25 protein-coding genes and 1 tRNA gene are annotated in these 26,312 nt (G+C 62.0%); 18 read left to right on the top strand and 8 right to left on the bottom strand.

Features of this window, described 5'->3' with window-relative positions; all coding sequences use genetic code 11:
- Nucleotides 1-17: 17 nt before the first annotated feature.
- Nucleotides 18-1,142, bottom strand: coding sequence for a DUF2332 domain-containing protein (locus AQZ50_RS12095; RefSeq protein ID WP_082703608.1), 1,125 nt, complete (start codon nucleotides 1,140-1,142; stop codon nucleotides 18-20).
- On the opposite strand from AQZ50_RS12095, the gene hisG reads away from it, so the two are divergent.
- Genes hisG through nusB form a run of 3 tightly spaced genes read left to right on the top strand, consistent with a single transcriptional unit; the run spans nucleotide 1,141 to nucleotide 3,559 of the window.
- Nucleotides 1,141-1,824: an ATP phosphoribosyltransferase gene (gene hisG, locus AQZ50_RS12100; RefSeq protein WP_067746715.1), complete on the top strand. Its 684-nt coding sequence runs from the start codon at nucleotides 1,141-1,143 to the stop codon at nucleotides 1,822-1,824. The genes AQZ50_RS12095 and hisG overlap by 2 nt on opposite strands.
- The gene (gene hisD / locus AQZ50_RS12105; RefSeq protein ID WP_067746716.1) at nucleotides 1,824-3,116 is read left to right on the top strand and encodes a histidinol dehydrogenase; all 1,293 of its coding nucleotides are present in this window, start codon (nucleotides 1,824-1,826) and stop codon (nucleotides 3,114-3,116) included. Before hisG ends, hisD begins: the two co-directional genes overlap by 1 nt.
- Nucleotides 3,113-3,559, top strand: coding sequence for a transcription antitermination factor NusB (gene nusB / locus AQZ50_RS12110; RefSeq protein ID WP_067746717.1), 447 nt, complete (start codon nucleotides 3,113-3,115; stop codon nucleotides 3,557-3,559). The genes hisD and nusB overlap by 4 nt, the downstream gene beginning before the upstream one ends.
- Nucleotides 3,560-3,578: 19 nt before the next feature.
- Here nusB and fghA read toward each other — a convergent pair whose 3' ends face one another.
- Both fghA and AQZ50_RS12120 read right to left on the bottom strand, forming a co-directional pair.
- On the bottom strand, nucleotides 3,579-4,418 hold the full coding sequence (fghA, locus tag AQZ50_RS12115; RefSeq protein ID WP_067746755.1) for an S-formylglutathione hydrolase: 840 nt from the start codon (nucleotides 4,416-4,418) through the stop codon (nucleotides 3,579-3,581).
- Between the two features lie 82 nt (nucleotides 4,419-4,500).
- The gene (locus AQZ50_RS12120; protein WP_067746718.1) at nucleotides 4,501-4,872 is read right to left on the bottom strand and encodes a VOC family protein; all 372 of its coding nucleotides are present in this window, start codon (nucleotides 4,870-4,872) and stop codon (nucleotides 4,501-4,503) included.
- 81 nt (nucleotides 4,873-4,953) lie between these two features.
- Here AQZ50_RS12120 and AQZ50_RS12125 point away from each other — a divergent pair, with 81 nt between their 5' ends.
- From AQZ50_RS12125 to AQZ50_RS12165, 9 genes are all read left to right on the top strand, one after another.
- A complete protein-coding gene (locus AQZ50_RS12125) occupies nucleotides 4,954-5,493 on the top strand; it encodes a MarR family winged helix-turn-helix transcriptional regulator (protein ID WP_231730256.1) in 540 nt (179 codons plus the stop codon).
- Nucleotides 5,486-6,553 (top strand): HlyD family secretion protein, encoded by a 1,068-nt coding sequence (locus AQZ50_RS12130; protein ID WP_067746719.1) that lies wholly within the window; start codon nucleotides 5,486-5,488, stop codon nucleotides 6,551-6,553. Before AQZ50_RS12125 ends, AQZ50_RS12130 begins: the two co-directional genes overlap by 8 nt.
- 8 nt (nucleotides 6,554-6,561) lie before the next feature.
- Nucleotides 6,562-8,109, top strand: coding sequence for a DHA2 family efflux MFS transporter permease subunit (locus AQZ50_RS12135; protein ID WP_067746720.1), 1,548 nt, complete (start codon nucleotides 6,562-6,564; stop codon nucleotides 8,107-8,109).
- Nucleotides 8,110-8,497: 388 nt separating this feature from the next.
- Nucleotides 8,498-9,997, top strand: coding sequence for a type I restriction-modification system subunit M (locus AQZ50_RS12140; RefSeq protein ID WP_067746721.1), 1,500 nt, complete (start codon nucleotides 8,498-8,500; stop codon nucleotides 9,995-9,997).
- Nucleotides 9,987-11,168 (top strand): restriction endonuclease subunit S, encoded by a 1,182-nt coding sequence (locus tag AQZ50_RS12145; RefSeq protein ID WP_197412471.1) that lies wholly within the window; start codon nucleotides 9,987-9,989, stop codon nucleotides 11,166-11,168. Before AQZ50_RS12140 ends, AQZ50_RS12145 begins: the two co-directional genes overlap by 11 nt.
- Complete coding sequence (locus AQZ50_RS12150; RefSeq protein ID WP_067746723.1) at nucleotides 11,165-14,209, top strand: type I restriction endonuclease subunit R; 3,045 nt, start codon at nucleotides 11,165-11,167, stop codon at nucleotides 14,207-14,209. The genes AQZ50_RS12145 and AQZ50_RS12150 overlap by 4 nt, the downstream gene beginning before the upstream one ends.
- Nucleotides 14,209-14,967 (top strand): M48 family metallopeptidase, encoded by a 759-nt coding sequence (locus AQZ50_RS12155; protein WP_067746724.1) that lies wholly within the window; start codon nucleotides 14,209-14,211, stop codon nucleotides 14,965-14,967. Before AQZ50_RS12150 ends, AQZ50_RS12155 begins: the two co-directional genes overlap by 1 nt.
- Nucleotides 14,960-15,535, top strand: coding sequence for a hypothetical protein (locus AQZ50_RS12160; protein WP_156427344.1), 576 nt, complete (start codon nucleotides 14,960-14,962; stop codon nucleotides 15,533-15,535). The genes AQZ50_RS12155 and AQZ50_RS12160 overlap by 8 nt, the downstream gene beginning before the upstream one ends.
- 68 nt (nucleotides 15,536-15,603) lie before the next feature.
- Nucleotides 15,604-16,914 carry a hypothetical protein gene (locus AQZ50_RS12165; RefSeq protein ID WP_156427345.1) on the top strand — a complete coding sequence of 437 codons (1,311 nt, stop codon included), beginning with the start codon at nucleotides 15,604-15,606 and terminating at the stop codon, nucleotides 16,912-16,914.
- A gap of 52 nt (nucleotides 16,915-16,966) precedes the next feature.
- Here the strand turns inward: AQZ50_RS12165 and AQZ50_RS12170 are convergent, their stop codons facing one another.
- Nucleotides 16,967-18,250: a phospholipase D family protein gene (locus tag AQZ50_RS12170; RefSeq protein ID WP_197412472.1), complete on the bottom strand. Its 1,284-nt coding sequence runs from the start codon at nucleotides 18,248-18,250 to the stop codon at nucleotides 16,967-16,969.
- A gap of 424 nt (nucleotides 18,251-18,674) precedes the next feature.
- Between AQZ50_RS12170 and AQZ50_RS12175 the strand changes: the two genes are divergently transcribed.
- The gene (locus AQZ50_RS12175; protein WP_067746728.1) at nucleotides 18,675-19,247 is read left to right on the top strand and encodes a recombinase family protein; all 573 of its coding nucleotides are present in this window, start codon (nucleotides 18,675-18,677) and stop codon (nucleotides 19,245-19,247) included.
- A 5-nt stretch (nucleotides 19,248-19,252) separates the two neighbouring features.
- Here the strand turns inward: AQZ50_RS12175 and AQZ50_RS12180 are convergent, their stop codons facing one another.
- A complete protein-coding gene (locus AQZ50_RS12180) occupies nucleotides 19,253-19,435 on the bottom strand; it encodes a hypothetical protein (RefSeq protein WP_156427346.1) in 183 nt (60 codons plus the stop codon).
- On the opposite strand from AQZ50_RS12180, the gene AQZ50_RS12185 reads away from it, so the two are divergent.
- Entirely contained in the window at nucleotides 19,434-19,991 is a 558-nt protein-coding gene (locus tag AQZ50_RS12185; protein ID WP_156427347.1) for a hypothetical protein, read from the top strand. The genes AQZ50_RS12180 and AQZ50_RS12185 overlap by 2 nt on opposite strands.
- 11 nt (nucleotides 19,992-20,002) lie before the next feature.
- On the opposite strand, the gene AQZ50_RS12190 is transcribed toward AQZ50_RS12185, so the two are convergent.
- Together AQZ50_RS12190 and AQZ50_RS12195 are read right to left on the bottom strand one after the other, a co-directional pair.
- Complete coding sequence (locus tag AQZ50_RS12190; protein ID WP_156427348.1) at nucleotides 20,003-21,445, bottom strand: reverse transcriptase domain-containing protein; 1,443 nt, start codon at nucleotides 21,443-21,445, stop codon at nucleotides 20,003-20,005.
- Nucleotides 21,446-21,714: 269 nt separating this feature from the next.
- Nucleotides 21,715-21,927 carry a helix-turn-helix domain-containing protein gene (locus AQZ50_RS12195; RefSeq protein WP_067746757.1) on the bottom strand — a complete coding sequence of 71 codons (213 nt, stop codon included), beginning with the start codon at nucleotides 21,925-21,927 and terminating at the stop codon, nucleotides 21,715-21,717.
- A gap of 17 nt (nucleotides 21,928-21,944) precedes the next feature.
- Between AQZ50_RS12195 and AQZ50_RS12200 the strand changes: the two genes are divergently transcribed.
- From AQZ50_RS12200 to AQZ50_RS12220, 4 genes are all read left to right on the top strand, one after another.
- On the top strand, nucleotides 21,945-22,721 hold the full coding sequence (locus AQZ50_RS12200; protein ID WP_067746732.1) for a hypothetical protein: 777 nt from the start codon (nucleotides 21,945-21,947) through the stop codon (nucleotides 22,719-22,721).
- Nucleotides 22,722-22,799: 78 nt separating this feature from the next.
- Nucleotides 22,800-23,234, top strand: a complete 435-nt coding sequence (locus AQZ50_RS12205) for a hypothetical protein (RefSeq protein ID WP_156427349.1) — start codon at nucleotides 22,800-22,802, stop codon at nucleotides 23,232-23,234.
- An 822-nt stretch (nucleotides 23,235-24,056) separates the two neighbouring features.
- Nucleotides 24,057-25,184, top strand: a complete 1,128-nt coding sequence (locus AQZ50_RS12215; protein ID WP_156427351.1) for a site-specific integrase — start codon at nucleotides 24,057-24,059, stop codon at nucleotides 25,182-25,184.
- Between the two features lie 48 nt (nucleotides 25,185-25,232).
- Nucleotides 25,233-25,306 (top strand) — tRNA-Gly (locus AQZ50_RS12220).
- Nucleotides 25,307-25,315: 9 nt separating this feature from the next.
- On the opposite strand, the gene AQZ50_RS12225 is transcribed toward AQZ50_RS12220, so the two are convergent.
- A partial coding sequence (locus AQZ50_RS12225; RefSeq protein ID WP_369801418.1) for a hypothetical protein occupies nucleotides 25,316-26,312 on the bottom strand: 997 nt, incomplete at its 5' end.

A 26,312-nucleotide genomic window follows, 5' to 3' on the forward strand; every position in this document is an offset into this window, starting at 1 on the left:
TACGAAGTGCCCCCGATCTATTGAACGCCGAACCATTCGACCCAGGCGCCATGCGCATGGGCCGTGCCCAATACGACCTCTTCGCCCCCGCCCGGCCAGGTGCGCACGCTCAGTTCATGGCGAAATGTCGTGCGATTGGTTTCGAGGCGTATCCAGGCAAGCCGACGCGCCGGGGTCGCATGGGCGCCCGCCGCCTCGATCCCCGCCGTGATCGCCGCGCGCGTGGCTTCGGGCAAGTATTGCCAAACGATCGAATGAAACACGACGCGCGTGGTATCGGCATCCTGCGGCGCGGCCAGCCGGGCGCCCGTCCAGTCGCCGGCATCGGCGCGATCGAGCCGGGGCGGCCTGCCCCGCGCCAGCGCCACGGCGGCATCGAGCCGTGCCATGCGCTCAGGCGTATCGGGCCAGACATAAGCCTTGAGCCGCAAGGCCTGCGCCGGATCGGTCAGATCGACCGGCGCACGGTCGCAGCCGCGAATCGCCGTGATGATCACCGGCGCGGCGGGCGGCGGCGGCCCTTTCCATTCGGGCACGACCCGCATCGGCGAATCGACAGGGCCGACGCATGTCCCGCCAAGGTCGAAGAAAAACCGGTCGAGCATCGAATTGATCCCCGCGCTGGCGCCCAGTTCATTCAATTCAAAGCGCGGCCCCTGTCGGACTGACAACCACAACAGCGCCGCCATGATGCTGGCCGATCGCCCCGCCTCGTTGGTCTGCGGCGGGCCGTCGAGCCAGCGCAGGAGATCGGCGTCATGATCGGCGACCACCGCTCCCACCACCGCGTCGATCGCGCCCTGATCGGTCAGCTCACCCGCATAAATCGGGGCCAGCCGGTCATCGCGCCCGGTCAGGTGCAGCGCGTGCAGCCCGCCGGTCAACCGCAGCGGCAGCGCATCTTCCATCGCGCTGTCGGGCCAGCTCGCCAGTCGCCGCCCGACCAGAGTCGGCCCCTCCAGCAGTGCCAGTTGCGCGCGAACCACCCGCCCGGTGATCGGCGCCTGGCTGCGCGTGGTGTAATCGGCCTGCCAGAGGATCGCCTCTATGACTTTCTGATTGGGGACTTTGGGGGGATTGACCGCGACAGGTTCCACTTGGGTTGCCCTTTCCGGCCCTTTGCCATAGGGCGCGTGGGCCATGACCGCGTCCCCGACCTCACTTCAGCCTCTCGTCTTTGCCCTGCCAAAGGGCCGCATTCTCGACGAGGCTCTGCCCTTGCTCGAACAGGCAGGTGTAGTGCCCGAGCCCGAGTTCTTCGACAAGAGCTCGCGCGCCTTGAGCTTTGCGACCAATCGCCCCGATGTCCGCCTGATCCGCGTGCGCGCGTTCGACGTGGCGACGTTTGTCGCGCATGGCGCGGCGCAGGCCGGGATCGTCGGGTCCGATGTCATCGACGAATTCGACTATGCCGACCTTTATGCCCCGGTCGATCTCGACATCGGGCATTGCCGGCTGAGCGTGGCCGAGCCCGCAGGCCTCGTCGCAAGCGGCGCGAGCGCGCACGAAAGCCATGCCCGCGTGGCGACCAAATACCCCAATCTGACGCGCCGCCATTTCGAACGGCTGGGCGTGCAGGCCGAAGTGGTCAAGCTGAACGGCGCGATGGAGCTGGCGCCGACACTGGGCCTTGCCAGCCGGATCGTCGATCTCGTCTCGTCAGGGCGCACGCTCAAGGAAAACGGGCTTGTCGAAACCAGCCGGATCATGCCGGTTTCCGCCCGCCTGATCGTCAACCGCGCCGCGCTCAAGACCGACAGCGCGCGCCTCGGCGCGCTGGTCGATGCCTTCCGCGAATTGGTCGCGCGGCGAAAGGCGGCCTGATGCTGCGTCTCGTCTCTTCCGATCCGGGCTTTGCCGCCGCCTTTGGCCAGATGGTCGACGATCGCCGCGAAAGCGATGCCGATGTCGCGCGCGATGTCGCCGCGATCATCGCCGATGTGCGCGCGCGCGGCGATGCCGCGCTGGCCGACTATACCAAACGCTTTGACCGCTTCGTGCCGCAAAGCGAGGCCGACTGGCGGATCGCGCCCGAAACCTGCCGCGAAGCCTTTGACGCGCTGACTCCCGATCTGCGCGCCGCGCTCGAATTGGCGGCGCAGCGCATCCGCGCCTATCACATCGCGCAATTGCCCGAAAACCGCGACTATACCGACGAACAGGGCATTCGCCTCGGCGCGGTATGGCGCGGGGTCGATGGCGCCGGGCTCTATGTTCCGGGCGGGCGCGCGGCCTATCCCTCGTCGCTGCTGATGAACGCGATTCCGGCGAAAGTGGCGGGCGTCGAACGGCTGGTCATCGCCACGCCGACGCCGGGCGGAGACATCAATCCGCTGGTGCTTGCCGCCGCGCATCTGGCCGGAGTCGATGAAATCTGGCGCATCGGCGGGGCGCAGGCCATCGCCGCGCTGGCCTATGGCACCGACCGCATCCGCCCGGTCGACGTGATCACCGGCCCGGGCAATGCCTGGGTCGCCGAAGCCAAACGCCAGCTTTACGGCGTGGTCGGGATCGACATGGTCGCAGGGCCTTCGGAAATCCTGGTCATCGCCGATGCGCGCAACGATCCGCAATGGATCGCCGTCGACCTGCTCAGCCAGGCCGAACACGATCCCGCCGCGCAATCGATCCTGATCACCGACGATGCCGCCTTTGCCGATGCCGTGATCGCCGCCGTCGAGACCGAGATCGCGCTGCTGCCCAAGGCAAAGATCGCGCGCGAAAGCTGGGACCGCCATGGCACGGTGATCGTCGTCGGCTCGCTCGACGAAGCACCCGCGCTCGCCAACCGCATCGCCGCCGAACACATCGAGATCGCCACCGACGCGCCCGAAAGCCTGTTTGCCCATATCCGCCACGCGGGCTCGGCCTTTCTGGGCCGGATGACGCCCGAAGCGATCGGCGATTATGTCGCCGGGCCCAACCACGTCCTGCCGACCGGACGCCGCGCGCGGTTTTCCTCCGGGCTGTCGGTGCTGGATTTCATGAAACGTACCTCGTTCATCGCGGTCAGCGAGGCGGGCCTCAATGCCGTCGGCCCCGCCGCGATCGAACTCGCCAATGCCGAAGGGCTGACCGCGCACGCGCGATCCATCGAAGTGAGATTGGGAATATGAGCCGTATTGAAGCGAAAGCCCGTTCGGCCGCGCGCCTCGCCGCCGTCCAGGCGCTCTATCAACTCGACATGGAAACGCCCGAGCTGACCGTGCTGATCGACGAATTCCATCGTCATCGGCTGGGTCGCGAGATCGAGGATGTCGAATACCTCGATGCCGATGTCGCCTTTTTCGACGACATCGTGCGCGGTGTTGCCGCGCGCAAAGAGGAAATCGATGCAACGCTGACCGCCCGGCTTGCCGAAGGCTGGTCGATCGCCCGACTCGACAAGACCATGCTGCAGATCCTGCGCGCAGGCGTCTGGGAACTGCTGGCACGCGCCGACATCGGCGTCGGCACGGTGATCAACGAATACCTCGACGTCACCCATGCCTTTTTCGACGCGCGCGAGGCGAAATTCGTCAACGGCCTGCTCGACGCCGTGGCCAAGGACGTCCGTTAACCCCCAAAAGGGCGAAAAATCACAACCGTTCCGCGTGCCAGCGGATGTGATCTTCCATGAACGTCGAGATGAAATTGTAGCTGTGGTCGTAGCCCGGCTGCAGCCGCAGCGTCAGTGCAATTCCCGCCTCGTCCGCCGCCGCGCGCAGCAAGTCCGGGCGCAGCTGCTCGGCCAGAAACCCGTCGGCCTCGCCCTGATCGACCAGGATGTCGCCCGCCGGACGTCGCCCGTCCTCGATCAGCGCAACCGCATCGTGCGCGCGCCAGGCCGCAGCGTCCGGCCCCAGATACCCCGCCAACGCCTTGTGCCCCCAGGGCACCTGCCCCGGCGCGACAATCGGCGCAAAGGCCGACAGCGAGCGGAACCGGTCGGGATAGGTCAGCCCGAGCGTGAGCGCGCCATGCCCACCCATCGAATGCCCGGTAATCCCCGCGCGCGCCGGATCGACCGGAAAGTTGGCCGCGATCAGCCTCGGCAATTCGTCGGCCACATAGTCCCACATGCGATAATGGCGCGCAAAGGGCGCGACCGTGGCATTGACATAGAACCCCGCGCCAAGCCCGAAATCATAGGCCCCCGCCGGATCGTCGGCGACCGCTTCACCGCGCGGCGAAGTATCGGGCGCGACGAACACGATGCCCAATTCGGCGCAGGCGCGGCGATATTCGCCCTTGTCTGTGACATTGGCGTGGGTGCAGGTCAGCCCGGACAGATAGAACAGCACGGGCAGCTTTGCCCCGCTCGCCGCCTGCGGGGGCAGATAGACCGAAAAGGTCATGGCCGTGCCCGTAGCGGTCGAAGCGTGGGTATAGACGCCCAATGTGCCGCCATGGGCCTTTGAAGTCGAAACGGTTTTCAAGGTCTGCTCCCCGCGCATCATCGCGGGGCAGGATGCGTATGCCACGCACCCTGCCCCCCGTCACTCGTTGTCTGGTACCCGATCAGCCCAGCACGTTCAGCGCGCAAAGCTTGTTGCCGGTCGGATCGCGCAGATAGGCGAGATAGTACGGGCTGCCTTCGCGCGGCCCCGGCGGGTCTTCGCAGGCCGTGCCGCCATGGGTCTTGCCCGCTTCCCACCAGGCATCGGCCTGTTCGGGAGTCATCGCAAAGCCGATCGTGCCGCCGTTGGCCCCGCATGCCGGTTCGCCGTTGATCGGCTTGGTCACGATGAAAATCCCGCCGTTGTGCTGATAAACCAGCCGACCTTTGGGATCGATCACGCCCGCTTTTCCGCCAAACGCGGCAAAAGTGGCATCGTAGAACGTCTTCGCGGCGTCGATGTCGTTCGCCCCGATCATCACATGACTGAACATGAAACCCTCTCCGTTATGGGTGGTGGCCATGGGTGTGCCCGCTCACGGGCGCCATGGTCAAGGCCATTGCGAACCTGTTCTTTGGTTCAGGTTGCCGATGCACAGCTTGACGATAGTAAGCATCGCTATTATCGCCACGTCATGTCGAGCAACGTGGCCTTTCTGGCGACAGATGTCGGTCGCCTGTTCCGCAAGCGGTTCAACGTCGCCGCGCGCCAGTTGGGCGTGACGGGCCCGCAATGGCGCATGCTTGCCGCGATCCGCCGCACCCCCGGAATCAACCAGTGCGCAATCGCCGCCTGGCTCGAAGTGGAGGCGATCACCGCCGGGCGCATGGTCGATCGGCTGGAAAAGGCGGGCCTTGTCGTGCGTCGCGACGATCCCGACGACCGACGCACCTGGCGGCTGTTCCTGACCGCCGAGGCCGATCGCCAGATGGATCGCCTGTCCGGCTTTGCCGATCAGGTCTTTGCCGAAGCGCTGGTCGGATTCAGCGAAGCCGAACATGCCATGCTGCTGTCGCTGCTCGACCGCGTGCGCGCCAATTTGTCCGAAAACATGCCCGAAGAAGCGCCGCCTGCCAGGACGCCCGGGCCCAAAGAGAGCATGCCCAATGGCTGAAGCCGACCCCTTCCGCGCCGATCAGGCCACCGCTGCGGCGGGCGAGCACGTCAGACGCACGCAGACACGACGCTGGCGGGCGATCCTGATGATCGCCGGGCCGGTCGTGCTGATCGGCGGCGCGCTGTGGTACTGGTTCGGACGGCCCGGCGAGATCGATACCGACAATGCCTATGTCAAACAGGACATCGTCTCGGTCGCGGCGGAAATCTCCGGGCAGGTCACCTCGGTCCAGGTCCGCGAAAATCAGCATGTCCACAAAGGCGACGTGCTGTTCACGATCAACCCGGCCAATTTCGAAGCCTCGGTCGAACAGGCCGATGCGCAGATCGCGACGGCACAGGCCCGAATCACCGCGCTCGAGGCCGACGTGCGCGCCAACACCGTCGACATCGCCAGCGCACGCGACGATCTTGCGCTGGCCGAGGCCAATTACAACCGCGGCAAACAGTTGATGGAGCGCGGTTTCAACACCCGCGCCGCCATGGACGAGGCACAGCATGCCGTGGCCGCAGCGCACGACAAGCTCGCCTCGCTCCAGGCGGCGGCAGAGCGTGCGCAGGCCCAGCTCGCCACCGGACGCCAGGTGCCCGGCCAGAACCCCGGCGTTGCCGCCGCACGCGCGTCGCGGGCAAGGGCCGCGCTCGATCTCGCGCGCACCGTGGTCCGCGCGCCGGCCGACGGTATCGCCACCCAGGTCACCCGGCTGCAAATCGGGCAGATGGTGTTTCCCGGCGTTCCGATGGCCTCTGTGGTCAAGGATGCGGGCACGCGGGTCGAGGCCAATTTCAAGGAAACCGACCTTGGCCATATCCGCCCCGGCCAGCGCGCGGAGGTCACGATCGACGCTTATCCGGGCCTCGTGCTCAAAGGCCATGTCGATTCGATCGGCGCGGGCACAGGCGCGGAGTTTTCTGTCCTGCCCGCCCAGAACGCGACCGGCAACTGGGTCAAGGTGGTGCAGCGCGTGCCGGTGCGGATCGCCATCGACGCGCACACCGACCGCCCGTTGATCGCAGGGTTGAGCTCGTCGGTAACCGTCTATACCGGCAAGGACTGAGCGGCTCGATGAGCCCCGCAGATACCCCGCCGATGCGCGTCAGGAACCGCCCCCTGCTGTTGACCGGGGTCATGGCGGCGATGATCATGCAAACGCTCGACACGACCATCGCCAATGTCGCCTTGCCGCACATGTCGGCCTCGCTCAGCGCGACGCGCGATACGATCACCTGGGTACTGACCAGCTATGTGCTGGCGTCGGCCGTGGTGCTGCCGCTGGCCGGATGGCTGGTCGATCGCGTCGGCATCCGGCGGCTGATGCTCGGCTCGGTCACGCTGTTCACGATCGCCTCGATGCTGTGCGGCGCGGCGCAAAGTCTTGACCAGATGGTGGCGTTTCGCGTGCTTCAGGGGCTTGCCGGCGCATTCCTTGCCCCCCTGGCGCAGACCGTGATCCTCGACACCAGCACGATGGCGGAACGGCCCAGGATGATGTCGATCTATACCCAGGGGGTCATGCTGGGGCCGATTTCGGGGCCGATCATCGGGGGCTATCTGACCGACAATTTCAATTGGCGCTGGGTGTTCTACGTCAACCTGCCGGTGGGGATCGGGTGTCTTGCGCTGCTGCTGCTCTATCTGCCCGATACGCCGCGCCGCGAACGACGGATCGATCTGTTCGGCTGGTTGCTCGTCGCGGCGGCGGTATCGGCGATGCAGCTCGTGCTCGATCGCGGCGAAGACCGCGACTGGTTCGCCTCGGGCGAGATCGTGATCGAGGCGATCGTCGCCGCATCGTGCCTGTGGATGGCGGTGGTTCACCTGTCGACGGCAAAAGCGCCGCTGTTTCCGACAGCGATGTTCGCCGATCGCAATTTCTCCATCGGGCTGGTGTTTATCGGCCTGATCGGGCTGGTGATGATGTCGGTCATGGCGCTGTTGCCCGGCCTGTTGCAGCAGATCTATGGCTACAGCCCGTTCCAGTCGGGCATGCTGCTGGCGCCGCGCGGGGTCGGCATGCTGATCTCGATCACGCTGTTTGGTCGATGGATGACGCGGGTCGATCCGCGCGCGCTGCTCGCGCTCGGGCTTGGCCTGATGTCGCTGTCGCTCTGGCTGATGGCGCATTGGTCGATCGACATGCCGCGCCTGCCGATCGTGATCAGCGGGCTGATCCAGGGCGTCGGCCTCAGCTTTTCGTTCATGCCGGTAAACCTGATCTCGTTTGCAACACTATCCCCGCAGTTTCGCACCGATGCTTCGGGATTGAGCAATCTGTTGCGCAATCTGGGATCATCGGTGGGGATCGCCGCAGCCTCGGTCCTGCTGTCGCGCAATGTGCAGCTCAACCACGCCGAAATCGGCACCCATGTCACGTCCGCGCTGTTGCCATTTGCCGGCGACATGAATTCCGCCTTTGCCCCGATCAGCGGCGCGGTGCTCGGGGTCGTCGATGCCATGGTCAACCAACAGGCGGCAATGATCGCCTATCTCGACGATTTCCTGGTGATGAGCCTGGGCTGCATCGCGGCGATACCGCTGCTCCTGCTGGTCAAGCCCGGCGCGCGCCCCACCGGCCAAAGCGCCGCATCGGCCGCAGCCGAAGGTGCCCATTAATCCACCACTTGACGCGCCGCCGCGCCCATGGCATCGGGCGCGCCTGCCTTACGAAGCCGGCCCGCCAGACTCTGCGGCCCCTTCCCCGGGCGGGTGTAGCTCAATGGTAGAGCAGAAGCTTCCCAAGCCCCGTTGTTTGGCCGTCTTTCGCCATTCTTGCTGTAAAACGGGCCAAAATCCACTCCTGTAAAAACAAAGGGTTGCGACCGGGCCGTAAAACGGGTGTGCTTCTAATCCGGGCTGGAAAGACAGTCCCGCGATAGCCCTGCAACCCGTTGCACCGGGCCAACAAAAGTTGATCCCCGCCGCCGTCCGGCATAGACAGGCATCGGCCCGGCCCGGACAACTCGCCTCGTGCGCGGGCGCGGGCGGTGCATTCGGGGTATCAATGGCAAAGCTGACGCAACAAGAACTTGAGCGCCACCTGTGGGGCGCGGCGGACATCCTGCGCGGCACGGTCGATGCTGGCGACTACAAGCAGTACATCTTCGGCCTGCTGTTCTACAAACGCCTCTGCGACGTGTGGGAGGAAGAGTACGAAAAGCTCTTGGCCGAAACGGGCGACCGGGAGGAAGCCGCTGACCCGGACGAACACAGGTTCCACATTCCGACCGAGCACCGCTGGGATGCGATGCGCCAGCAGTCCACGCAGATCGGTCAGCGGCTGAACAACGCGCTGGCGGCTATCGAAGATGCCAACTTGCGGTTGCGCGGCGTGTTCAACTCGGTGGACTTTGCCAATCAGGATCGCTTCTCCGACGCCTTGCTGGAAAAGCTGCTCGCCCATTTCGAGAAGCACCGGCTGCGCAATGCCGATGCGCCAGCCGACATGCTGGGCGACGCCTACCTCTACCTGATCAAGATGTTCGCGGAAGGCGCGGGCAAGAAGGGCGGGGAGTTTTACACGCCCCGGTCCATCGTCCGGCTGATGGTCGAGATCATCGACCCGCGCCCCGGCATGTCGGTTTACGATCCAACATGCGGATCGGCGGGCATGTTGCTGGAGGCGGTGCAATATCTCAAAGATCGCGGCGAGGATGCCCGCAGCCTGTCGCTCTATGGGCAGGAGAAGAACTTCGCGACGTGGGGCATCGCCGAGATCAACCTGTTCCTGCACGACGTGGACGACGCCTTCATCGCCAAAGGCGACACCATCCTTTCACCAAAGCGGTATGATCCCAAGGCGCGCGAGTTTGTCGAGGGCATCGGGGCCTATGACCGGGTGCTCGCCAATCCGCCGTTCTCGGAGAAGGTGTGGGGCTACGAGGTATGGCAGAACGGCGACCCGTTCGGGCGCGATGATTTTGGTTGCCCGCCCAAGGGCTATGGCGACCTTGCCTTTGTCCAGCACATGCTCGCCAGCCTCAAGGATGACGGGATGCTGGCGGTGGTGGTGCCGCACGGCGTGTTGTTCCGTGGCGGGGCCGAGGGGCGCATCAGGGAGGCCATGCTGGCCGCAGACGTGATCGAGGCGGTCGTCGGCCTTGCGCCCAATCTGTTCTACGGAGCGGGCATCCCTGCCGCCCTGCTGATCTGCCGCAAGAAGAAGCCCGCCGACCGGCGGGGCATGGTGCTGATCGTCAATGGCGATGCCACCTATCAGCCCGGCAAAGCGCAGAACTTCCTGACTGACGAGCACGTCCACGCGCTGGCCGATGCGGTGCATGGCTTTGCCGACATCGACAAGCTGGCCCGCGTGGTGCAGGTGGCCGAGATCGCCGCGAACGGGCACAATCTCAACATCAGTCGCTATGTGCAGACCGGCGCGGACGCCGAGGCGGTCGATGTCGCTGCGGAAGTGGCCAAGCTGCAAGACCTGATCGCCCTGCGCAATGACGCAGAGGCAGTCATGTTTGGCCACCTGCGGAGGCTCGGCTATGTCGAGTGATGCGCCACATGATTGGCCACTCGTCGCGCTCGGCTCTCTCGCAAGAGTAAAGCGCGGCGCTTCGCCCCGGCCCATCCAAGACCCCAAGTGGTTTTCGGACGAAGGGCACGGATGGGTTCGCATCAGCGATGTCACAGCGTCAGACCGGGTGCTTCTCCAGACCACCCAATACCTCTCCGACGCTGGTCGTGCCGCATCCGTTGAGATCATTCCCGGCGATCTCATTATGAGCATCTGCGCGACAATCGGACGCCCGCTGTTTTCTGGCATCCATGCCTGCATCCATGACGGCTTCGTCGCCTTCAAGCAAATAGACAGATCGCGGCTTGATCCGACCTACCTCTATTTCGTCCTCCAAGGATTGACCCTTCACTTCGAGGCCCAAAGCCAGCCGGGAACACAGCGGAACCTCAACTCGTCGCTCGTGGGCACCACCGAGATACCGCTGCCACCGCTCGAAGAGCAGTGGCGCATCGCCGAGGTGCTGCGGTCGGTGGACGAGGCGATTACGGCAACGCAGGACGTCATCGTTCAACTGCGCGAGGTGCGCAGTCATCGGCTCGATGCTTTCATGGCCCTTCCGGGCGAATACAAGCGGATCGAAGATGTCTGTCGGTTGAGCGGCGGCAACGGGTTCCCGATCAAGCATCAGGGCAAGTCATCGGGCCGCTATCCATTTGCTAAGGTCTCGGACATGAACCGGCCCGGCAACGAGGTGCTGATGCGTTATGCCGAGAACTATGTCGATGATGCCGATCTTCGGGCCTTGAAGGCAAAGACATTTCCTGTCGGCACGACCTTCTTTCCGAAGGTCGGCGCAACGCTGCTGACCAACAAGCGCCGCATTGCTGCTGTCGAGATGCTGGTCGATAACAACGTCATGGGTGCGGTTGCCACCAGCATTGACCCTTGGTTTCTCTACTATGCTTTCTGCACCATCGACATGGCAGATTACGTCCAGCCCGGCGCTGTGCCGTCGGTGAACCAACGGACAATCGGGCAGATCATGATCCCCGTCCCGTCAAAATCGGAGCAAGAGGGATTTGCGCAGTCCATGCGCGATCTCGACTTGGCTATAGAAGCGCAATCCGATGCGTTGGGGCAACTTCGCCAGAGCAAGGCCATGGTCGCCGCCGACCTGCTCTCCGGCCAAGTCAGGGTGCCCGCATGAGCGAGTATCGCCTCGCCGAGAAGCCCGCGATGGAAGTGCTGGCGGCGCTGGGCTACCTGCCGCTTGCGCCCGAGGCGGCGCTGGCGATGCGGGTGGAAGAAAACCGCGTCATCCTCAAGCCGGTGTTGATCGCGGCGTTGCAGGCGCTCAACGGCATTGGCGCGGGCGATGCCGAGGCGGTCTATAACGACCTTGCCACCCTGTCCGACAACGAGGAATGGCAGCGCAAGTTGCGCGGTGGCTACTCGCGCCGACTGTCCGGCGAAAACCGCGACCGGCCCATTGCCCTGATCGACTTCAAGACGCCCGGCAACAACACATTCCACGTCGTGCGCCAGTTGCGCGTCGCCGCACAGCGCCCGCGCATCCCCGACATCGTGCTGTTCGTGAACGGCATCCCGCTGGTGGTGATCGAGGCCAAGTCGCCGCTCAAGGGCACCGCGACCGGCGACGAGGCGTTTGAGCAGATCAAGCAATACGAGCGCGACATTCCGCGCCTGTTCTACCCCAACGCCTACAACATCCTGACCGATGGGATGCGCACCGAATACGGCGCGACCGGCTCGCCCTCGCAGTTCTACGCTCCGTGGCCCGACGCATGGCCACGCGACCGCGCCGACTTTCCTAACCCTTTGGCCAAAGACCTATGGTGCCTGTGCGAGCCGTCGCGCTTGCTGGACCTGCTGGCGCATTTCATCGTGTTCGAGATCGACCCGGAAACGGGCCGCAAGATCAAGAAGGTCTGCCGCTATCAGCAGTTTCGCGCCGTCAACAAGGCGGTGCAACGGGTTGCAGCGGGCGAGCACCGCAAGGGCCTGATCTGGCACACGCAGGGTTCGGGCAAGAGCCTGACCATGGTATTCCTCGCGCTCAAGCTGAAAACGCACCTGACGCTCGACGCGCCGACGCTGGCCAACCCCAACATCCTTGTGCTGACCGACCGGATCGACCTCGACGATCAAATCAGCAAGACGTTCGTCGCCTGCGGCCTGCCCAACCCGGCGCAATGCGGATCAGTGGCGGCGCTGCGCGATGCGGTGAACCGGGGCGGCAATGGCCAGATACTGCTGTCCACGATCTTCAAGTTCGCCGGATCGAAGGTGCCGATCCCCAACTCGGCGGGCTGGATCGTGCTGGTGGACGAGTGCCACCGCACACAGGAAAAGGACTTGGGCGCGTTCCTGCAAGCGACGCTGCCCGATGCCCATTTCTATGGCTTCACCGGCACCCCGATCAAATCCACGGACAAGGACACCTACGCCCGGTTCAGCGTCGCGGGCGAGGGCTACCTCGACAAGTATGGGATCGACGACGCCGTGCGCGACGGGGCGACCGTGCCGATCCTCTATGAAGGCCGCAAGGCCGACTGGTCGATCAACGAGGCCGAGATCGACATCCTGTTCGACCGCTGGTTTGTCGATCTGCCCGACGACAAGCGCGAGGACCTGAAACGCAAGGGCCTGACGCTGGCCACCATCGCCAAGCATCCCGAGCGCATCCGGTTGATCGCCTATGACATCTGGGAACACTTCAAGGCGGTGTGTCAGCCGGACGGCTTCAAGGCGCAGATCGTGGTGGTGGATCGCGAGGCCATCGTGCTCTACCGCGCCGCCCTGTCCGGCGTGATCGCCGCCGATCTGGTCAAGGGCGGCATGGATGCCGAGGCGGCGCAGGAACAGGCCGACGCGATGATCGCCTGCGTGTTCTCGAAAAGCCAAGAGGACAACAAGCCCAGCGAGAACGCCGAGGTGCAGGCGCTGCGCACCGCGCTGGAAGCCGAGTATCTCGACGCCGAGGGCGAGAAGGACGCCAAGAAGCGGTTCAAGGCGTATGGGCAGGAACCCAGCTTCCTGATCGTATGCGACAAGCTGCTGACCGGGTTCGACGCGCCAATCGAGCACGTCATGTATCTCGACAAGCCATTGAAGGAGCACAACCTGCTCCAAGCCATTGCCCGGACCAACCGCACCTGTTCGATCAAGCTGCCCGATGGCGGCGAGATCGCCAAACCCAATGGCCGGATCGTCGATTACATCGGCGTCACCAACCATCTGGACGAGGCGCTCAAGTCCTACCGCGCCGACGATGTCGCGAACGCGCTGCGCGACATCGCCGTGTTGCGCAACGACCTCAAGGAAGCCCATGCCCGCTACCGGGCGCAGAAGCGCGCCATGAGGCTGGAGGGCATGGACGAGAAGGCCGCTGCCTATGCCGCCGCTGGCATCGCTGCCGAGGGCCGCGAGGACGAATGGTTCGACCTCCAGCGCCTGACCCGGATTTTTATCAAGGTCTATGCCGATCTGTCACCCGATTCGGCCATTCTGGCTTTTACCGCCGAAGTAAAATGGGCGGCGGCGTTCCTGCGCCTCGCCACACAGGCGATAGCCAAGGACGAAAGCCTCGACCACCGCAGCTACAGCGGCAAGATCAGGGACATGCTGGAAGAGCACGTCCACGTCACCGGCCTGTCCACGACCATCCGGCTGCGCAACATCACCGACCCGAACTTCGCCGACGATTTTGCCACTGACGACAAATCCGAGGCCGAGCTACAGGAGGCGTTCGTTCGCAAGTCCGCCGAGCTTCGCCGCGTCACCCGCGAACTGGTTGACAAGAACCCGGCGCAGTATGGCCGGTTCTCCGAACGAGTGCTGGAGATCATCCGCCGCTTCGAGCAAGGGCAGGTCGCCGCCGCCGATGGCTTGGCAGACTTCGAGGGCCTGACCGGCGACATTCAGGCCGAACAGGGTGCACACGCCGACCTTGGCATGGACGAAAACGCCTTCTCGATCTTGCGGATCATGGAGACCATCGCCCCGGACACCGACCACGAGACCTTGCAGGCCGCCGCCATTGCCATTGGCGCGGTCTATTCCGGTGCCGCCGCGACCCAGCCCGCCTTTGCCCACATGGAAGCCTACCTGCGGTCCTTGCGCCAACAGGTCCGCCGCATCTTGACGGAACACGACATCGGCGAAACCAAGGCCATACGCGAAAAGGTCGAAGAGTTTGCCATCCATGCCTATGGGGCCGGGGCCTGATGCCCACGATCCAGATTGGCCGGGCCGAGATCGCCTATGAACTTCGCCGCAGCGCAACGGCAGCCGAACGGCGCATCACCGTCACGCCCGGCCATGTCGAGGTGATGGCGCTCACCAGTGACAGCGACGGCGACATCGCGGGCTTTCTGGACCGCAAGCGGCAGTGGCTGTTCAACACCATGCGCGACATGGAGCGCATCGCCGCCAGTCGCCATGCCGTGCCCCGGTTCATGACCGGATCAAAGATACCCTACCGGGGCCGAAACATGCCGCTCACCGTCCGGCGCTCCGATGCCGAGCGGGCGAACATCACCTACCGAAATGGCTTCATCGTCGATCTGCCACATTGGACCGGCGACGATCCCGACCAGCTTGTCGCCAGCGAGTTGAAGCATTGGCTGAAACAACGCGCCCGGCGCGACGTGAACGAGATCGCCGCCGATTACGGCAAGCGGCATGGCCTTGTGCCCCGGTCCATCCGCGTTGCCGCTTTTGCAAATGGTTGGGGATCATGCGGGCCGGAAGGCAATGTGCTTATCAACTGGCATCTGATCTTCGCGCCGAGGAAGGTGCTGGACTACGTGGTGGCGCATGAGCTTGCCCACCTTCGGTATCGGTCGCATGGACGCGATTTTTGGGATTACGTTGCCACGCTGGCACCGGGTTGGGAGGCAGCGAAGGCTTGGCTAGATAAGCATCAGTCGGGGCTGTCGGCGGAGTTTCTCACGGCCTCGAAAGGAATGATGGCCTGTGATTGATTGGAATGAAACGGTAGCGGTTGGCTTGAAGGCAGTCGGGGCGCTCGGGGGCGTAGCAGTAGTTGCTGGAGCGGTGGCGCATTTCGTTTCCGACCATGCGTCGAAGAGTTGGCTGCAAGCGAACAAAGGGAAGCTGGATGAGGCACTGGAAACACACAAAGCCGCGCTTTCAAGAGAAACCGAAACTCACAAGCTGACGTTGAAAAGACAGGAGTTGCTGTTCGCCCGTGAACTGGAGGCAGCAGATAGCTTCATGGCTGTTTGGCGGAAGCTGTGGCCGCAGTATTCTCGTCCCGAGATGGAGTGGCACGATGCGCGTGAGGATGTCGCACTACGCCTTGGAACCGTCGAAGCGATGCTCGAAGACTACCTTGAGCGTCACTCCGTTGCCATCAGTGCTACCGTTCGGGAAAGCATTGAACGCGCCCGTTCGGAGGCAGCATCCGAAAAGTTCTTTGAAGACGGACCTGACCGTGATCCGCCGAAAGCGGCAATCGATGCCGCCGAGCACGTGTTGGGCGCTATGAGGGCTGCAAGGGATACGATCTTGAATGACCTGCGCCGTTGAACGGGTCGCACACGACCTGCATGAAGGGCAATTCGCCGATAGCTTGGTAGGTGGAGATGAGGGGCGGCATGGCTGAACAAGATGCTAAGTGCCCGCTCGAAAAGGTGGATCGGCGGCTTGAGGATGCCCATCGCCAATGGCACGCGGCTGACGAAGGCTATTTCGATCCGGAGGAGTTTCGACGTTCCATACAGAGCGTGATCCAAACTCTGCGGACAGTGACCTTCATGTTGCAAAGCATGAAGAGCGATATTCCGGACTTTGACCAATGGTATGGTGGTTGGCAAGAACGCCTAAAGGCGGACCCTTTGATGCGGTGGATGGTCGAGGCGCGGAACCGCATTGAGAAGCAGGGTGACCTTGAGCTTCACAGCTTCGTTCGCGCCGAGGTCATTGCGTCCTACCTCGAAGAAGGGCCTCGGGTCGAGGTTCCAGCCAATCTGTTTGATGGGCTTAAGTCGCTGATCGAAGGTCTTCCGACAGGGCAGGTCGGAAAGCATTTAGCGACGCATGGCATCTTGAAGGTGGAACGGCGGTGGGTTGAGAATACACTTCCAGACCTCGAACTATTGGAGGCTGCCGCCGTTGCGTATTCCCGATTGACTGAACTGGTAGTCGATGCCCATCGCCACCTTGGTCTGGCCGCTCCCGAAACCATCGACCATCGAACTGGAGAGGTAATCCAGCCCCAGCCAACCAATCGACCGCCTTGTATGATCGACCACGGCACGTCGCGTTCTATCCATGTCAGCATCGAAGATGGTCGTGTTCTGCGCTTTGAGGAAAAGGCGATAACGGTCACACGGAAGAAGGCCGAGACGGCAGCCAAGAAATACGGGTTCAAGAACGCGCAAGACATTTTCGGCAAGGCTGGAGAGCCATACGAGGCTACACTGGCATCGCTGTTCAAGACGGCGCGTTCCATTTTCAAGCGAGATCAGTATCACGACAGCATGGTGTTCATATTCCGCGACCGGAACTTGATCGACATACGGGGTTTTCGTCCAGATAATCAGCAGGATAAATACCTCATGATGAGGAAGCTCGCTGCCGATGTCCAAAAAATGGGCGGCGATGCGATCATCCAATTAAACGAAGTGTGGACTGCGAAATACGACCCTCGCGAGCCATACCGTCGCGCCGTCGATGCACCCAACCGGCGAGAACTTCTGACCGCTGATCTGGTCCAGCGGGATGGACCTGTAAGGCACTTGAGTGCCGAGATCAGAAGAAACAAGACGAGGGCGCATCTCGGCCCGACAGTCGCCGTTGACAACCCATCGCTATTCGCGTTCGCGCCGATCCTTCTTGCTTGGGGATCGAAACTTCCAGAGGAATGGGTTGCGGAAATGTCGAAGTTGGACAGCAAGCAGGAATAGCGTTTCACATGGGTTGGTTCGTTTGACAATGCGACGCCACCGCTGTGAGCGATCAATCCTTTACGTCGAACCCCAAGAACCGCAGGGCCTTGATTGTTCGACCGTTGATCGGCGGGCGGTTTTGATCCAGCCAGCCAAGAAGCTCCATCGCGCAAGCCTCGCCAAATCCGCCCAGCCGCCGCTTTTCGTCATAGATACAGTCGTATGCGCGTTCGAGCGAGGTGCCCGGCCCGTGCAACAGGTATGTCAGCGTGTCCTTGATCGCGGCGAGCGTGTTGCGTTGAGCAAAATCGACGCGAAGGCCCTCAAGCCCGCCGCTTACGAAACGCAGCCGGTCATAGAACGCATGGACGCCGATCAGGCTGTCGAACAACTCATCGTAAGTGAGCTTGCCAATTGTGTCAGGTGACGCAAACGCTGTGCGCAACTGGCGAATGGTGGCCACCTCATGCTCTGCCTGAAACATGTCACCAGCCGCAGTGTTGTCGGTGGTGTTCCAATCGTTGAGATAGCCGACAATGCGCGGCTTGCGCTGCGCCTTGTCCAAGAGCGGAGTTGCTTTCCAATCGTCGCCCGGCGCGCGGGCGATGCGCAACCACCCAAGGAACCGGCCAAGCTCGATCTCACGATCAGCATCTCCGAACTCAGGACGACGCTGACCGAGTTCCTCGAACACCTCGGCAACCTCATGAAATGCCGGGACCAACTGTTCGTCATACTTACGGCGAAGGCCCTGAATAAACGAACGGCGCTTTGAAACGCGGTCGCTTCCCACCATCGCGCTGGGAGGCGTTGCGGCAGGGACAAACTGCTCAAGTTGTGCCTGAAACGCAGCATCCTCTTTGGGATTGCCGATCAACTTGTATGCTTGCTCGTACTGACCACAAATCTCCGACGTCATCGTATTGGCATATTCCCAGAACATGTTGAACATGCCGGGCAGATCATCGAACCCCGGATCGCGATCTTTGCGCAAGACCACCGACACTTCGCGATTGGTCGTCAGGCCCGCTTCTGTGAGGTTGGCTGAACCAACCATCGCGATGTCGTCGATAATGTAGAGCTTCGCGTGAAAGTCGCGGCTGGTGTAATAGCGCAATGTGACGTTCGGATCAGCCAATGCTTGCCGAACGATTTTCGGTGGTGTGATCGAACAGAGCCGGACCAGAAGCCGCACCGCGCAGCCCTTGTCAGTCAGCGTACTGATCGGTTCAAACGTCGTGAAGAACGGGCTGGCTAGGTATGCTTCCCTTGCGCCCTTTGCATTGTCCGAGAAGAAGTTGCGGGTGTAGCCCGAAACCGGCGTGTTTCCATATACGTCCCGGATTTTCGCCACTATCTTGATCCCTCCGCCAGCAGTATTCGCCCACGTACTTGTCGCATATCGTTTCGCCGCGCCAGTGGAGTTCGGTCAATCAATCTCTCACACGGCCTTGCCCTAGCGCGTCTCTATTGAGACGGGCGAAAACCGCGCAAACGGTGCCTCACTGAAATGGTCCGACGCGCAGTGCGACACTGGCGCGCAGGGCCATAGAGCCATGTGCGACAGTCCGCCCGGATTGCAGTGTCGCTGTTACCCCAGCACCCGTTCACGGCGTCAGGCCGCCGGTCCATTACGGCCTGATAGGCGAGACGGGCGCTGTCCAAGATAGTCACGCGGCACATTTCCTTGCTCTTCGCTTGACAAAAAATCTCACTATTTCGGTGACTTAGCCTCCATTTTCTGGCATTGCCTATGTGAGAAAAGCGAGGTTTATCAGATGCTTACACAAGTTGGCTATCGGCGGTCATCGACTAGCGAACAAATCGCCGGATACGAAAACCAGCACGTGCAACTGGTTGCAACGGGTTGCGCCAAAGTCTTTGGCGAGATGGTTTCCAGCGTGGCACAGCGGGACCAACTGGAGGCGGCGCTCGACTACGTGCGCGAGGGCGACACGCTTGTGGTCTGCAAGATCGACCGCCTTGCCCGGTCCACTGCCGACCTGCTGGCCATTGTTGCAAAGCTGGAGGCGAAGGGCGTCGGCCTGCGCATCCTCGACTTTGGCGGGACCGAAGTTGACACTAAATCTCCCACAGGCCGGATGTTACTCGTGATGTTCGCGGCTGTGGCTGAATGGGAGTTGGCGACGATGAAAACTCGCCAAGCTATCGGGATCGCCAAAGCAAAGGCCGATGGAAAATACCGGGGCAGAGCACCGACCGCAAGGCGTCTTGCGCCGCAGGTCCGTGAGTTGCGCGCTTCCGGCGTCGGCGCGACCGCCATCGCGGAACGGTTGGGGATCAGCCGTGCGTCAGTGCACCGCATCGTTGCCGAGGGCACGGTGTCATGAGGTCACTACGCCACCTGTTCGCCGACTGCACGGGACGCGCCGAAGACCTTGCATCTATCGCCGCAGAGGGCCAGCGCCGCGACAACCCGCCCGAGATGCAACGTGCGCTTGCCTGCCACCTTCGGATGGCAATCGCGGCGATGGGTGGCATAGTGGACGAGATCAATCAACGGCTCGGCGACGCGCATGACTGATCGCGCTGCGCCGTTCGACATCGACGCATACATCGAGGCACTTCCCCGGCGCGTTCTTTCAGCACCCCGACCCAATGCGCCGACGCGCTACCAAGTGTGGAATTATCCGTTGCTCAAGGATTATCACGGTTTCACTGGCACGGAGCGCAGGCGGGCCGGGCAACTCGGGCATTGGCTTATTGCTGCTGGTTGCCTGACGTTACCGGAGCGATGCGAAATATGCGCCAGCCCCGGACCAATCGCGCAGCACGGAGAAAATTATTATGACGTGCCCAGCGATCCGGCCCTGTGTCGTGCTTGTCATCGCGCCATTCATCTTCGCTTCTGGCAGTGGGATGCGTGGCGCAAGATCGTTGATGCGTCAGCGATCACGGGAGAAGAGTGGTTCGCGCTCACGCCCCGGCACAGCATCGACATCGCGGGCCACCTACGCCACAGGTGGGGCTGGCGTGTTGCTGACATCGAGAGATCACCCATAATGTCTCTGCCGGACGCCATCGCAGTCGTGTTACCCGACAACATGCTGGCGCTCCCAAGGCTATCCCGGTAACTCCAATCGCGCTAGGCCGCTTGCTCGGCAGCGGTGTCCTGCGCAAAAATGCGGTCAAGTAGATGGCCTGCCTCGGTCAACAGGCGTTGGCGCTTTCCATCGTACATAGGGCCATAATCGGGAACCAGTTCTGGAATGTCGGATGACTGTCTATTGAGAAGGCAGGCCAGCGCGATGTCGCGCGTCGCCACGCTAAGGTTTTCCGGTGTCGCTAGGCGCAAGTAGCGCGCGCTGGTCAGCATTGCGCGGTCGCGGGCCTCGCGCTGCTCCCGCTCTCGCCATTTCGGATAGGCGCGGTGAAAGGCAGAAACACGGCGAAGCGCCTTGTCGATTTGCTCTGCTGTCGGGCAAACTTCGCCGTCAGCGATTTGGTGTTGCAAGCGCCGATCTGGAGCGGGTTCCCACGAGAAAACACCACGCGCGTCTACGGAACCGAACTGACCGGCGAATATAACACCCGACGAGAAACCGCCGCCAGATGACGTGCCATTGGGCAGCAGGTGACCCCGTTCTTTCAGCCTCAACCTCAATGATCCATAGGCTGGCCTTGCGGCTACATCCGTAAGGTGTTCTGCTCGCGCAGACGCCTCCCATTCTGATCGCCCGAGGACGAGCAGGTTGTCGGCATACGTGATGATGTCGGGACCGTAATCGATCTCGTGGGCGGCCAGCAGTTGGCCTACTATCACTTCACCGGCGATGGGAGACGTAGCGGCACCTAATGGAATGCCTTGGGTTTCATTGAGGGGAGCAGGCACCATTGCACGCCGTATGATAGTCGTTGATGCCGACAGGGGTCGAACCCTGATCGTCTCGTCGAAAACCACGTGACGCACTACCGCTTTCGGTAGCGGGCGCAGGACATCGGCCAAGAACGCGAACGGGATGCTGTCGTAGAACGCTTTCACGTCCAGTTCCACGGCATGTGTCATCCCACGTTGGTAGGCCGCTTCGACAGCCGCGATGGCTGCCGGTATCCCACCGTGGAACAAATACTGGTTCGCACGGGGAGGATGGATTGCGCGGATCAGGTCCGCGACGAATAACTGGAGGGCGCGCTTGCGAGGTCCGAATGCCTGCACTTCGCGTTGGCGCGCGTTGGTTGTTATTTCGCGCTGCTCAACCCTTTCATGGGTCGGCGAAGATGGGTCGAGCGACGCTGCCAGTTCCTCTATGGACTGTGGGGTCGCGTTGCCGATACGCCCGGCCTTGAGTACCCCGCGATAGGCATCGAACACGGCAAACTCGCGTTCGTGCAACAGTTGCCGCAGCTTGCTGCGCTGGGCGCGGAAACCGAGGTTTTCTAATGCGTCCAATGCGTGCTTGCGTTGAGCCTTCAACTCCCGGAGATGGACGACGAAGGCCGGAAAGCGGCGCGCAAAATTGTGATACGCGGCTGCACCAACCGACGCTATCGGCGTTCCGGGGACATGTCTTGGTGGGGCCGATGCCATCGTTCTATACTGGCGGGGCTTGGTTACGATCTCCTAAACGGCTGGGCCTGAAACGGGCCTAACCTGCAAAGCGTTGCCAACACGCTGCATTGACGTTGTAGGGTCATCCCCGAGTGCAGGTTCTCATTGATAAGATGGACAGTTCTTGCACTGGACCCGTCAGCCCGTTGACAACAAATCGGCGGACTGAAATGGCATAGGCAACGTGGGCGATTGAGACCGAGTTGGCCCGGTGCCCGCCGCCGCACCCTCCCAATAAGGCCCTGCCACTAATCCAGTAGGCTTCCCGGCGTAACACCCAGCGCCTTGGCGAACTGATCGACCACGGTGATCGACGGGTTTCGTTTCACCCGTTCGATGTCCGATACATAGGTTCGATGCACGCCGACCATATCAGCGAAAGCGTCTTGCGAGATGTCATTGGCACGCCGGAGGCGGCGAACATTCTTGGCGAAGCGATGCCGGATGTCTTCGTCGTCCATGACCACAGCATCGGCTTATGGCCTCTTGGCTGGAACAGGAGATCGTCTGCAATTCGTCGTCAATCGTCTACGTTTTGTCAATAAACAGAGGCTATGTGTCGATGATTGCCGGAAGTTCTGACGTGGCAACGGCGCTGACCGTCGCGTCACCGGCTGATCGGTTCGCAAATCACGAGGACTGCAAGACCATGACATTTGGAAGGGCTGCAACCCGTTGCATCATCGGCGTCAACGGACAGGAGATCGCGGCAACCGCTATCCTGTTGTATCCCGAGGCACCAGTTCGCGAGTATCAGGCACTGACGGCCAATGCCCGCGCAGTTCTGGGGTATAGCGGCAGCGGTGTCGGTGTTGGGTTTATCGGCGATGCCGAGTGGGCGCTTGGCGGCGCGGTTGCGTTGGGCATCCTTGGAGCCATGACGGCCAACAGTCGCACCAAGAAGGCGCGGGCGCTGCTCAAGCAGGCGGAGAAGAGGCGCGCCGAGGTCATCGCCGGGGCGACCTACGTGGACACCTGCGCCATAACGAACATTCACTTGCCGGAACCTCACTCGTGGATCGGTGAGGTAGAAGGCCAAGCCGAAGTGAAAATGGGCGAAGTGGACTTTTTTCGGCGGGCCAAGTTCCTTCGGGAGCAGGGCTTGTCCAAGCATGACGTGAAGGGCGGGCGCGTCACGGTCGCCGCCACCAATCGGCTTGTCAGCTTTGAGAACGAATTTGTGTCGATCCAGACGGCAGAGGGCGAACAGGCCATCCGGTGGGGTCAGGTCGCGTCATACAGGCTGGCTGCATAAGTTCGACCACTGCCGGGCTGTCAGGCCAATGGTCGGCATTACCGCGCCTAGTAAGCGTGGCACAAAAAGGATGATCTCATGGACCCGGAAGTACTGCGCCGAGCCGCCGCCGCCGACAAAGCAGCTATTGCTATGGCGGCAATCACACCCCCGACCGACCAAATCACCCTTATGGTCGAGCAATTCATGCGAACATACCTCACGGCGCACTTACAGCAAGGAAAGCGGGCGGGTGCCGCTGTGAGGAAAAAGTTCCAGAAAGAGGTTGTCGCCAAGGCATCACTAATGCCGTCAAAACAGCGGTTAGACTTTATTCTGGCTGTGGATAAAAAGCGATCTGCGATGCTCAAGGAGTATAACGCCAACCCCGGAGGCATGATACTCCGCCTTGGGCTTCCGCCCCATATCCAGACCCGCAGCAATCGGATGGGACTTGGCGAGCTTGCCGCGCGGACTGCGGTGCGCGCGACGGTTTTTGAGACAGTCTTTTCTGTGTTTCGACTGTTTCGCTAGAGGTATGTCCACGACTTTGCTCTTGACTGCCGCCGAGGCCAATTTCGATTGCGTCATCAATAAGGTGCTGGCATCGAACCAGCCTGACGGAGTTGACGAAAGATCAGTCAGCTTGCTGCCAACGAAACGCGGCATTGGTTGTCAGTCTTCGCCCGGTCACAGCATCTGTAGATGGCCAGTGGACCACGACCCCAAGAACCTCGGTTCTCTCTGATCTTCAACCGAGAGAGCAAGATGCTCCCGCTCTTGGTGTCCCCGTCTGTCAAAGCCCCGCGCACTCCAGCGCGCCCTGTGGCGGCGCACACCGGCTTGCAGATAAACGCATTCAATCCGGGATCAAGCAACTGCCAATCCGCATCTCGTAAATAACTGGTGGGCTACGCGCAGTGTCAGCAGTTTTCGGTGATCGAATGGAACTGATACCTACAAATGTAACCAGATAGGCTTGCAACGGGTTGCAATCGATAGTTGTTGTCAAGACGAAATTCGTGCTTATTGTTCAAGATCGCCTCTAGTTTGAGAAACGGTCATGGATGATAATAATACTTCCGAGCATCGGGCGGATGCAACATCAACGAAACGCATCAATCCTCCTGCGCGTATTAGGCGAGTAGCTTCGGAACCCGCGCAAACGCCACACTTGCCTCGCAGGCAGAGGCGTGCGCCGTTCAAGAAGGCGGACCTTGCGCGAGCCATCTCGGCGGCGGCGAAGGCTGGTTTCGTGACCAGCAGCATTGAGGTGGCGCGAGATGGCACGATCCGCATCTTCACTGCCGGAGCAGAGCAGCCAGCCAGTCTGTTCGACCAGTGGAAAGACAAGTTGTGATCAAGGGTATTCACCCGGTCAAAGCGGTGCGGCCCGGCAAACCAATCAGGTGGTACGTCTATGCCTATCGTGGCGGCCCACTGGTAAACGTCTACACCCAGCCGAACCGGCCTCGTTTATCGACCGCCGACATCGAGGCCGTGGCAAAGGCAAGGGCCGAACAGACCGCACCGGACACACCGGGCAACACGGTCGCGGCTGGCATCGCCGGGTTTCGCCGGTCAACCTATTGGGCTTCGCTTGCACCCAATACGCGCAAGACATGGGGCGTAGCACTTGACCGTATCGAGGCAAAATGGGCCGATGTGCCGATGCCAGTGCTTGCCGATCCGCTTGCCCGGCCCAAGATCGTCAAGTGGCACCGTGGCCTTGCCGAGACCAATGCCCGAGGCGCGGACATCGCAGCGATGGTTCTGTCGAAGGTGTTCGATTGGGCGTTCGACGAGGGTCTTGTCGCGCATGGCCTCGGAACAAAAATCGCCAACGCCTATCAGCGCACCGACCGCGCTGCCGTAATTTGGACCGATGAAGACCTTGCCGCGATCAATGCCGTCGCAGATCAGCCGCTACGTGACGCATTGGCTCTGGCCAGCTTGACGGGGCTGCGCCGTGCGGACCTTGTTGCATTGCGATGGGACGAGGTTGGTGAGAGCGCCATTCACCGGGTCGCGTCGAAGCGTTCTCGGGGCAAGCGGTTCATCGTAACCATCCCCACCCTCGCCCAGCTTGATGGACTGCTGGAGGTGCTGCGCAGCCGCCCGCGCAGGGATGGGGTCGAAACGGTTCTCGTCAACTCGCATGGCAAAAGCTGGACTGGCGACGGCCTTGCAAGCAGCTTCCACGATGCCCGCGCCAAGGCCAACTGCGGTCAGGGCATCTGGTATGTCGAGCGCGATCCGCAAACCGGCAAGGAGCAACGGATCGCGAAGCGCCTGCACGACTTGCGCGGAACCTTCGCTACCAAAGTGATGACCACGCCCACCGAACAGCCGCTTTCCGACCGCGACATTGCAACTTTGATGGGCTGGAGCGAGGCGCAGGTAAGCGAAATACGAAAGCGGTATGTTGACGGCAAGGCATTCGCCGTGGCAATGGGCAACCGCCTCCGCAGGGCAGGTTTGTAAAACGGCCTGTAAAACGGCGGATCGCAGATCAGCTATGTGCTTGATTTTGCGGGTGTAGCTCAATGGTAGAGCAGAAGCTTCCCAAGCTTACGACGAGGGTTCGATTCCCTTCACCCGCTCCATCAATAAATTCAAACACTTAAGCCTCCATTTGATGGGGATTCTGCTGCATCGCTCGCGGTATTTTCGCGGTAGAATGCACCGGGACACAGTTTTTCGATCTCATCGATGACTGATTCTGTCGCCGCCAGGGCAAGGCCAAGGTTGGCCGGATCGGGGATCGCATAGATGTCGCTGACGTCGAATTTGACGTGCCCGAGCATCATCTTGCCCTGCGCCCAGTTGGCCTCACCGATCCGCTTGCGTACAATCGTTGCCATGCTCCGCCGGATCAGCTTTTGCCCGGCCTCGCCTTCCTCGGGTAGGCCAAGATAGGCGCGCATCGTGTCCCAGCCATGGCGCACCGTGGCATTGGCCAGATATGTCGTGCGCCCCGGATTGACCTTTGATGGCACGATCTCGTCGAGCCAAGGCATGAACTGCCTGGCGACAGGGATCTTCGGGCGATGCTTGCGCGTCTGGCGACGCCCAACCGGATTGAGATCCAGCACACGCGCAGACGGAAACCACTGATTCGGCTTGATGTCGAAAATTGCATCGGGCCGCGCCCAAGTGGCAACAGCTGCGCGCAGAAACCGCAACAGTTCGACCCGCGTGGCGACGACCATGGCGCGCTCCTTGTCGCTCCAGTCGCGTCCCTCTGGCGGGGGCGGATCGATACAAAAGCGGAACATCGCCGCGATGGTCGGCACATCGGCGCGATAAGACGGCGACCGACTGACATCGCGCGGCTGCTCGGCACGAAACTGCGCGGTCTGCCCGCGCGTGGCGTTGATCGCCGCCGCCAATTGCCGGACGCATCCCTCGATATGCCCCAACGAGCGCGGCCGTTGCTTGGCCCCGGTCGGACTGACCACCGGCCGCTCGGCCAGCCAATTGCGAAATCGATCAACGAAACGCTGGTCGGCCTGCGGCACGGTGATGTTCGGATCGGTTTCGGCGACAAATTCAACCACATGGGCAAGCCGCCCCCGCGTAGCCTTAAAGCCCGCCTTGTCCTCGCCTAGG

It is taken from the genome of Novosphingobium sp. Fuku2-ISO-50 (assembly GCF_001519055.1).
In the GTDB taxonomy this organism is placed as follows: domain Bacteria; phylum Pseudomonadota; class Alphaproteobacteria; order Sphingomonadales; family Sphingomonadaceae; genus Novosphingobium.

What these genes read in the sequence shown, in the direction of transcription:
- hisG (WP_067746715.1), top strand. Translation starts at nt 1,141, where the DNA reads ATGACCGCGTCCCCGACCTCACTTCAGCCTCTCGTCTTTGCCCTGCCA.
- AQZ50_RS12095 (WP_082703608.1), bottom strand. Translation starts at nt 1,142, where the DNA reads ATGGCCCACGCGCCCTATGGCAAAGGGCCGGAAAGGGCAACCCAAGTG.
- hisD (WP_067746716.1), top strand. Translation starts at nt 1,824, where the DNA reads ATGCTGCGTCTCGTCTCTTCCGATCCGGGCTTTGCCGCCGCCTTTGGC.
- nusB (WP_067746717.1), top strand. Translation starts at nt 3,113, where the DNA reads ATGAGCCGTATTGAAGCGAAAGCCCGTTCGGCCGCGCGCCTCGCCGCC.
- AQZ50_RS12120 (WP_067746718.1), bottom strand. Translation starts at nt 4,872, where the DNA reads ATGTTCAGTCATGTGATGATCGGGGCGAACGACATCGACGCCGCGAAG.
- AQZ50_RS12130 (WP_067746719.1), top strand. Translation starts at nt 5,486, where the DNA reads ATGGCTGAAGCCGACCCCTTCCGCGCCGATCAGGCCACCGCTGCGGCG.
- AQZ50_RS12135 (WP_067746720.1), top strand. Translation starts at nt 6,562, where the DNA reads ATGAGCCCCGCAGATACCCCGCCGATGCGCGTCAGGAACCGCCCCCTG.
- AQZ50_RS12140 (WP_067746721.1), top strand. Translation starts at nt 8,498, where the DNA reads ATGGCAAAGCTGACGCAACAAGAACTTGAGCGCCACCTGTGGGGCGCG.
- AQZ50_RS12145 (WP_197412471.1), top strand. Translation starts at nt 9,987, where the DNA reads ATGTCGAGTGATGCGCCACATGATTGGCCACTCGTCGCGCTCGGCTCT.
- AQZ50_RS12150 (WP_067746723.1), top strand. Translation starts at nt 11,165, where the DNA reads ATGAGCGAGTATCGCCTCGCCGAGAAGCCCGCGATGGAAGTGCTGGCG.
- AQZ50_RS12155 (WP_067746724.1), top strand. Translation starts at nt 14,209, where the DNA reads ATGCCCACGATCCAGATTGGCCGGGCCGAGATCGCCTATGAACTTCGC.
- AQZ50_RS12165 (WP_156427345.1), top strand. Translation starts at nt 15,604, where the DNA reads ATGGCTGAACAAGATGCTAAGTGCCCGCTCGAAAAGGTGGATCGGCGG.
- AQZ50_RS12175 (WP_067746728.1), top strand. Translation starts at nt 18,675, where the DNA reads ATGCTTACACAAGTTGGCTATCGGCGGTCATCGACTAGCGAACAAATC.
- AQZ50_RS12185 (WP_156427347.1), top strand. Translation starts at nt 19,434, where the DNA reads ATGACTGATCGCGCTGCGCCGTTCGACATCGACGCATACATCGAGGCA.
- AQZ50_RS12180 (WP_156427346.1), bottom strand. Translation starts at nt 19,435, where the DNA reads ATGCGCGTCGCCGAGCCGTTGATTGATCTCGTCCACTATGCCACCCAT.
- AQZ50_RS12190 (WP_156427348.1), bottom strand. Translation starts at nt 21,445, where the DNA reads ATGGCATCGGCCCCACCAAGACATGTCCCCGGAACGCCGATAGCGTCG.
- AQZ50_RS12195 (WP_067746757.1), bottom strand. Translation starts at nt 21,927, where the DNA reads ATGGACGACGAAGACATCCGGCATCGCTTCGCCAAGAATGTTCGCCGC.
- AQZ50_RS12200 (WP_067746732.1), top strand. Translation starts at nt 21,945, where the DNA reads ATGGCCTCTTGGCTGGAACAGGAGATCGTCTGCAATTCGTCGTCAATC.
- AQZ50_RS12205 (WP_156427349.1), top strand. Translation starts at nt 22,800, where the DNA reads ATGGACCCGGAAGTACTGCGCCGAGCCGCCGCCGCCGACAAAGCAGCT.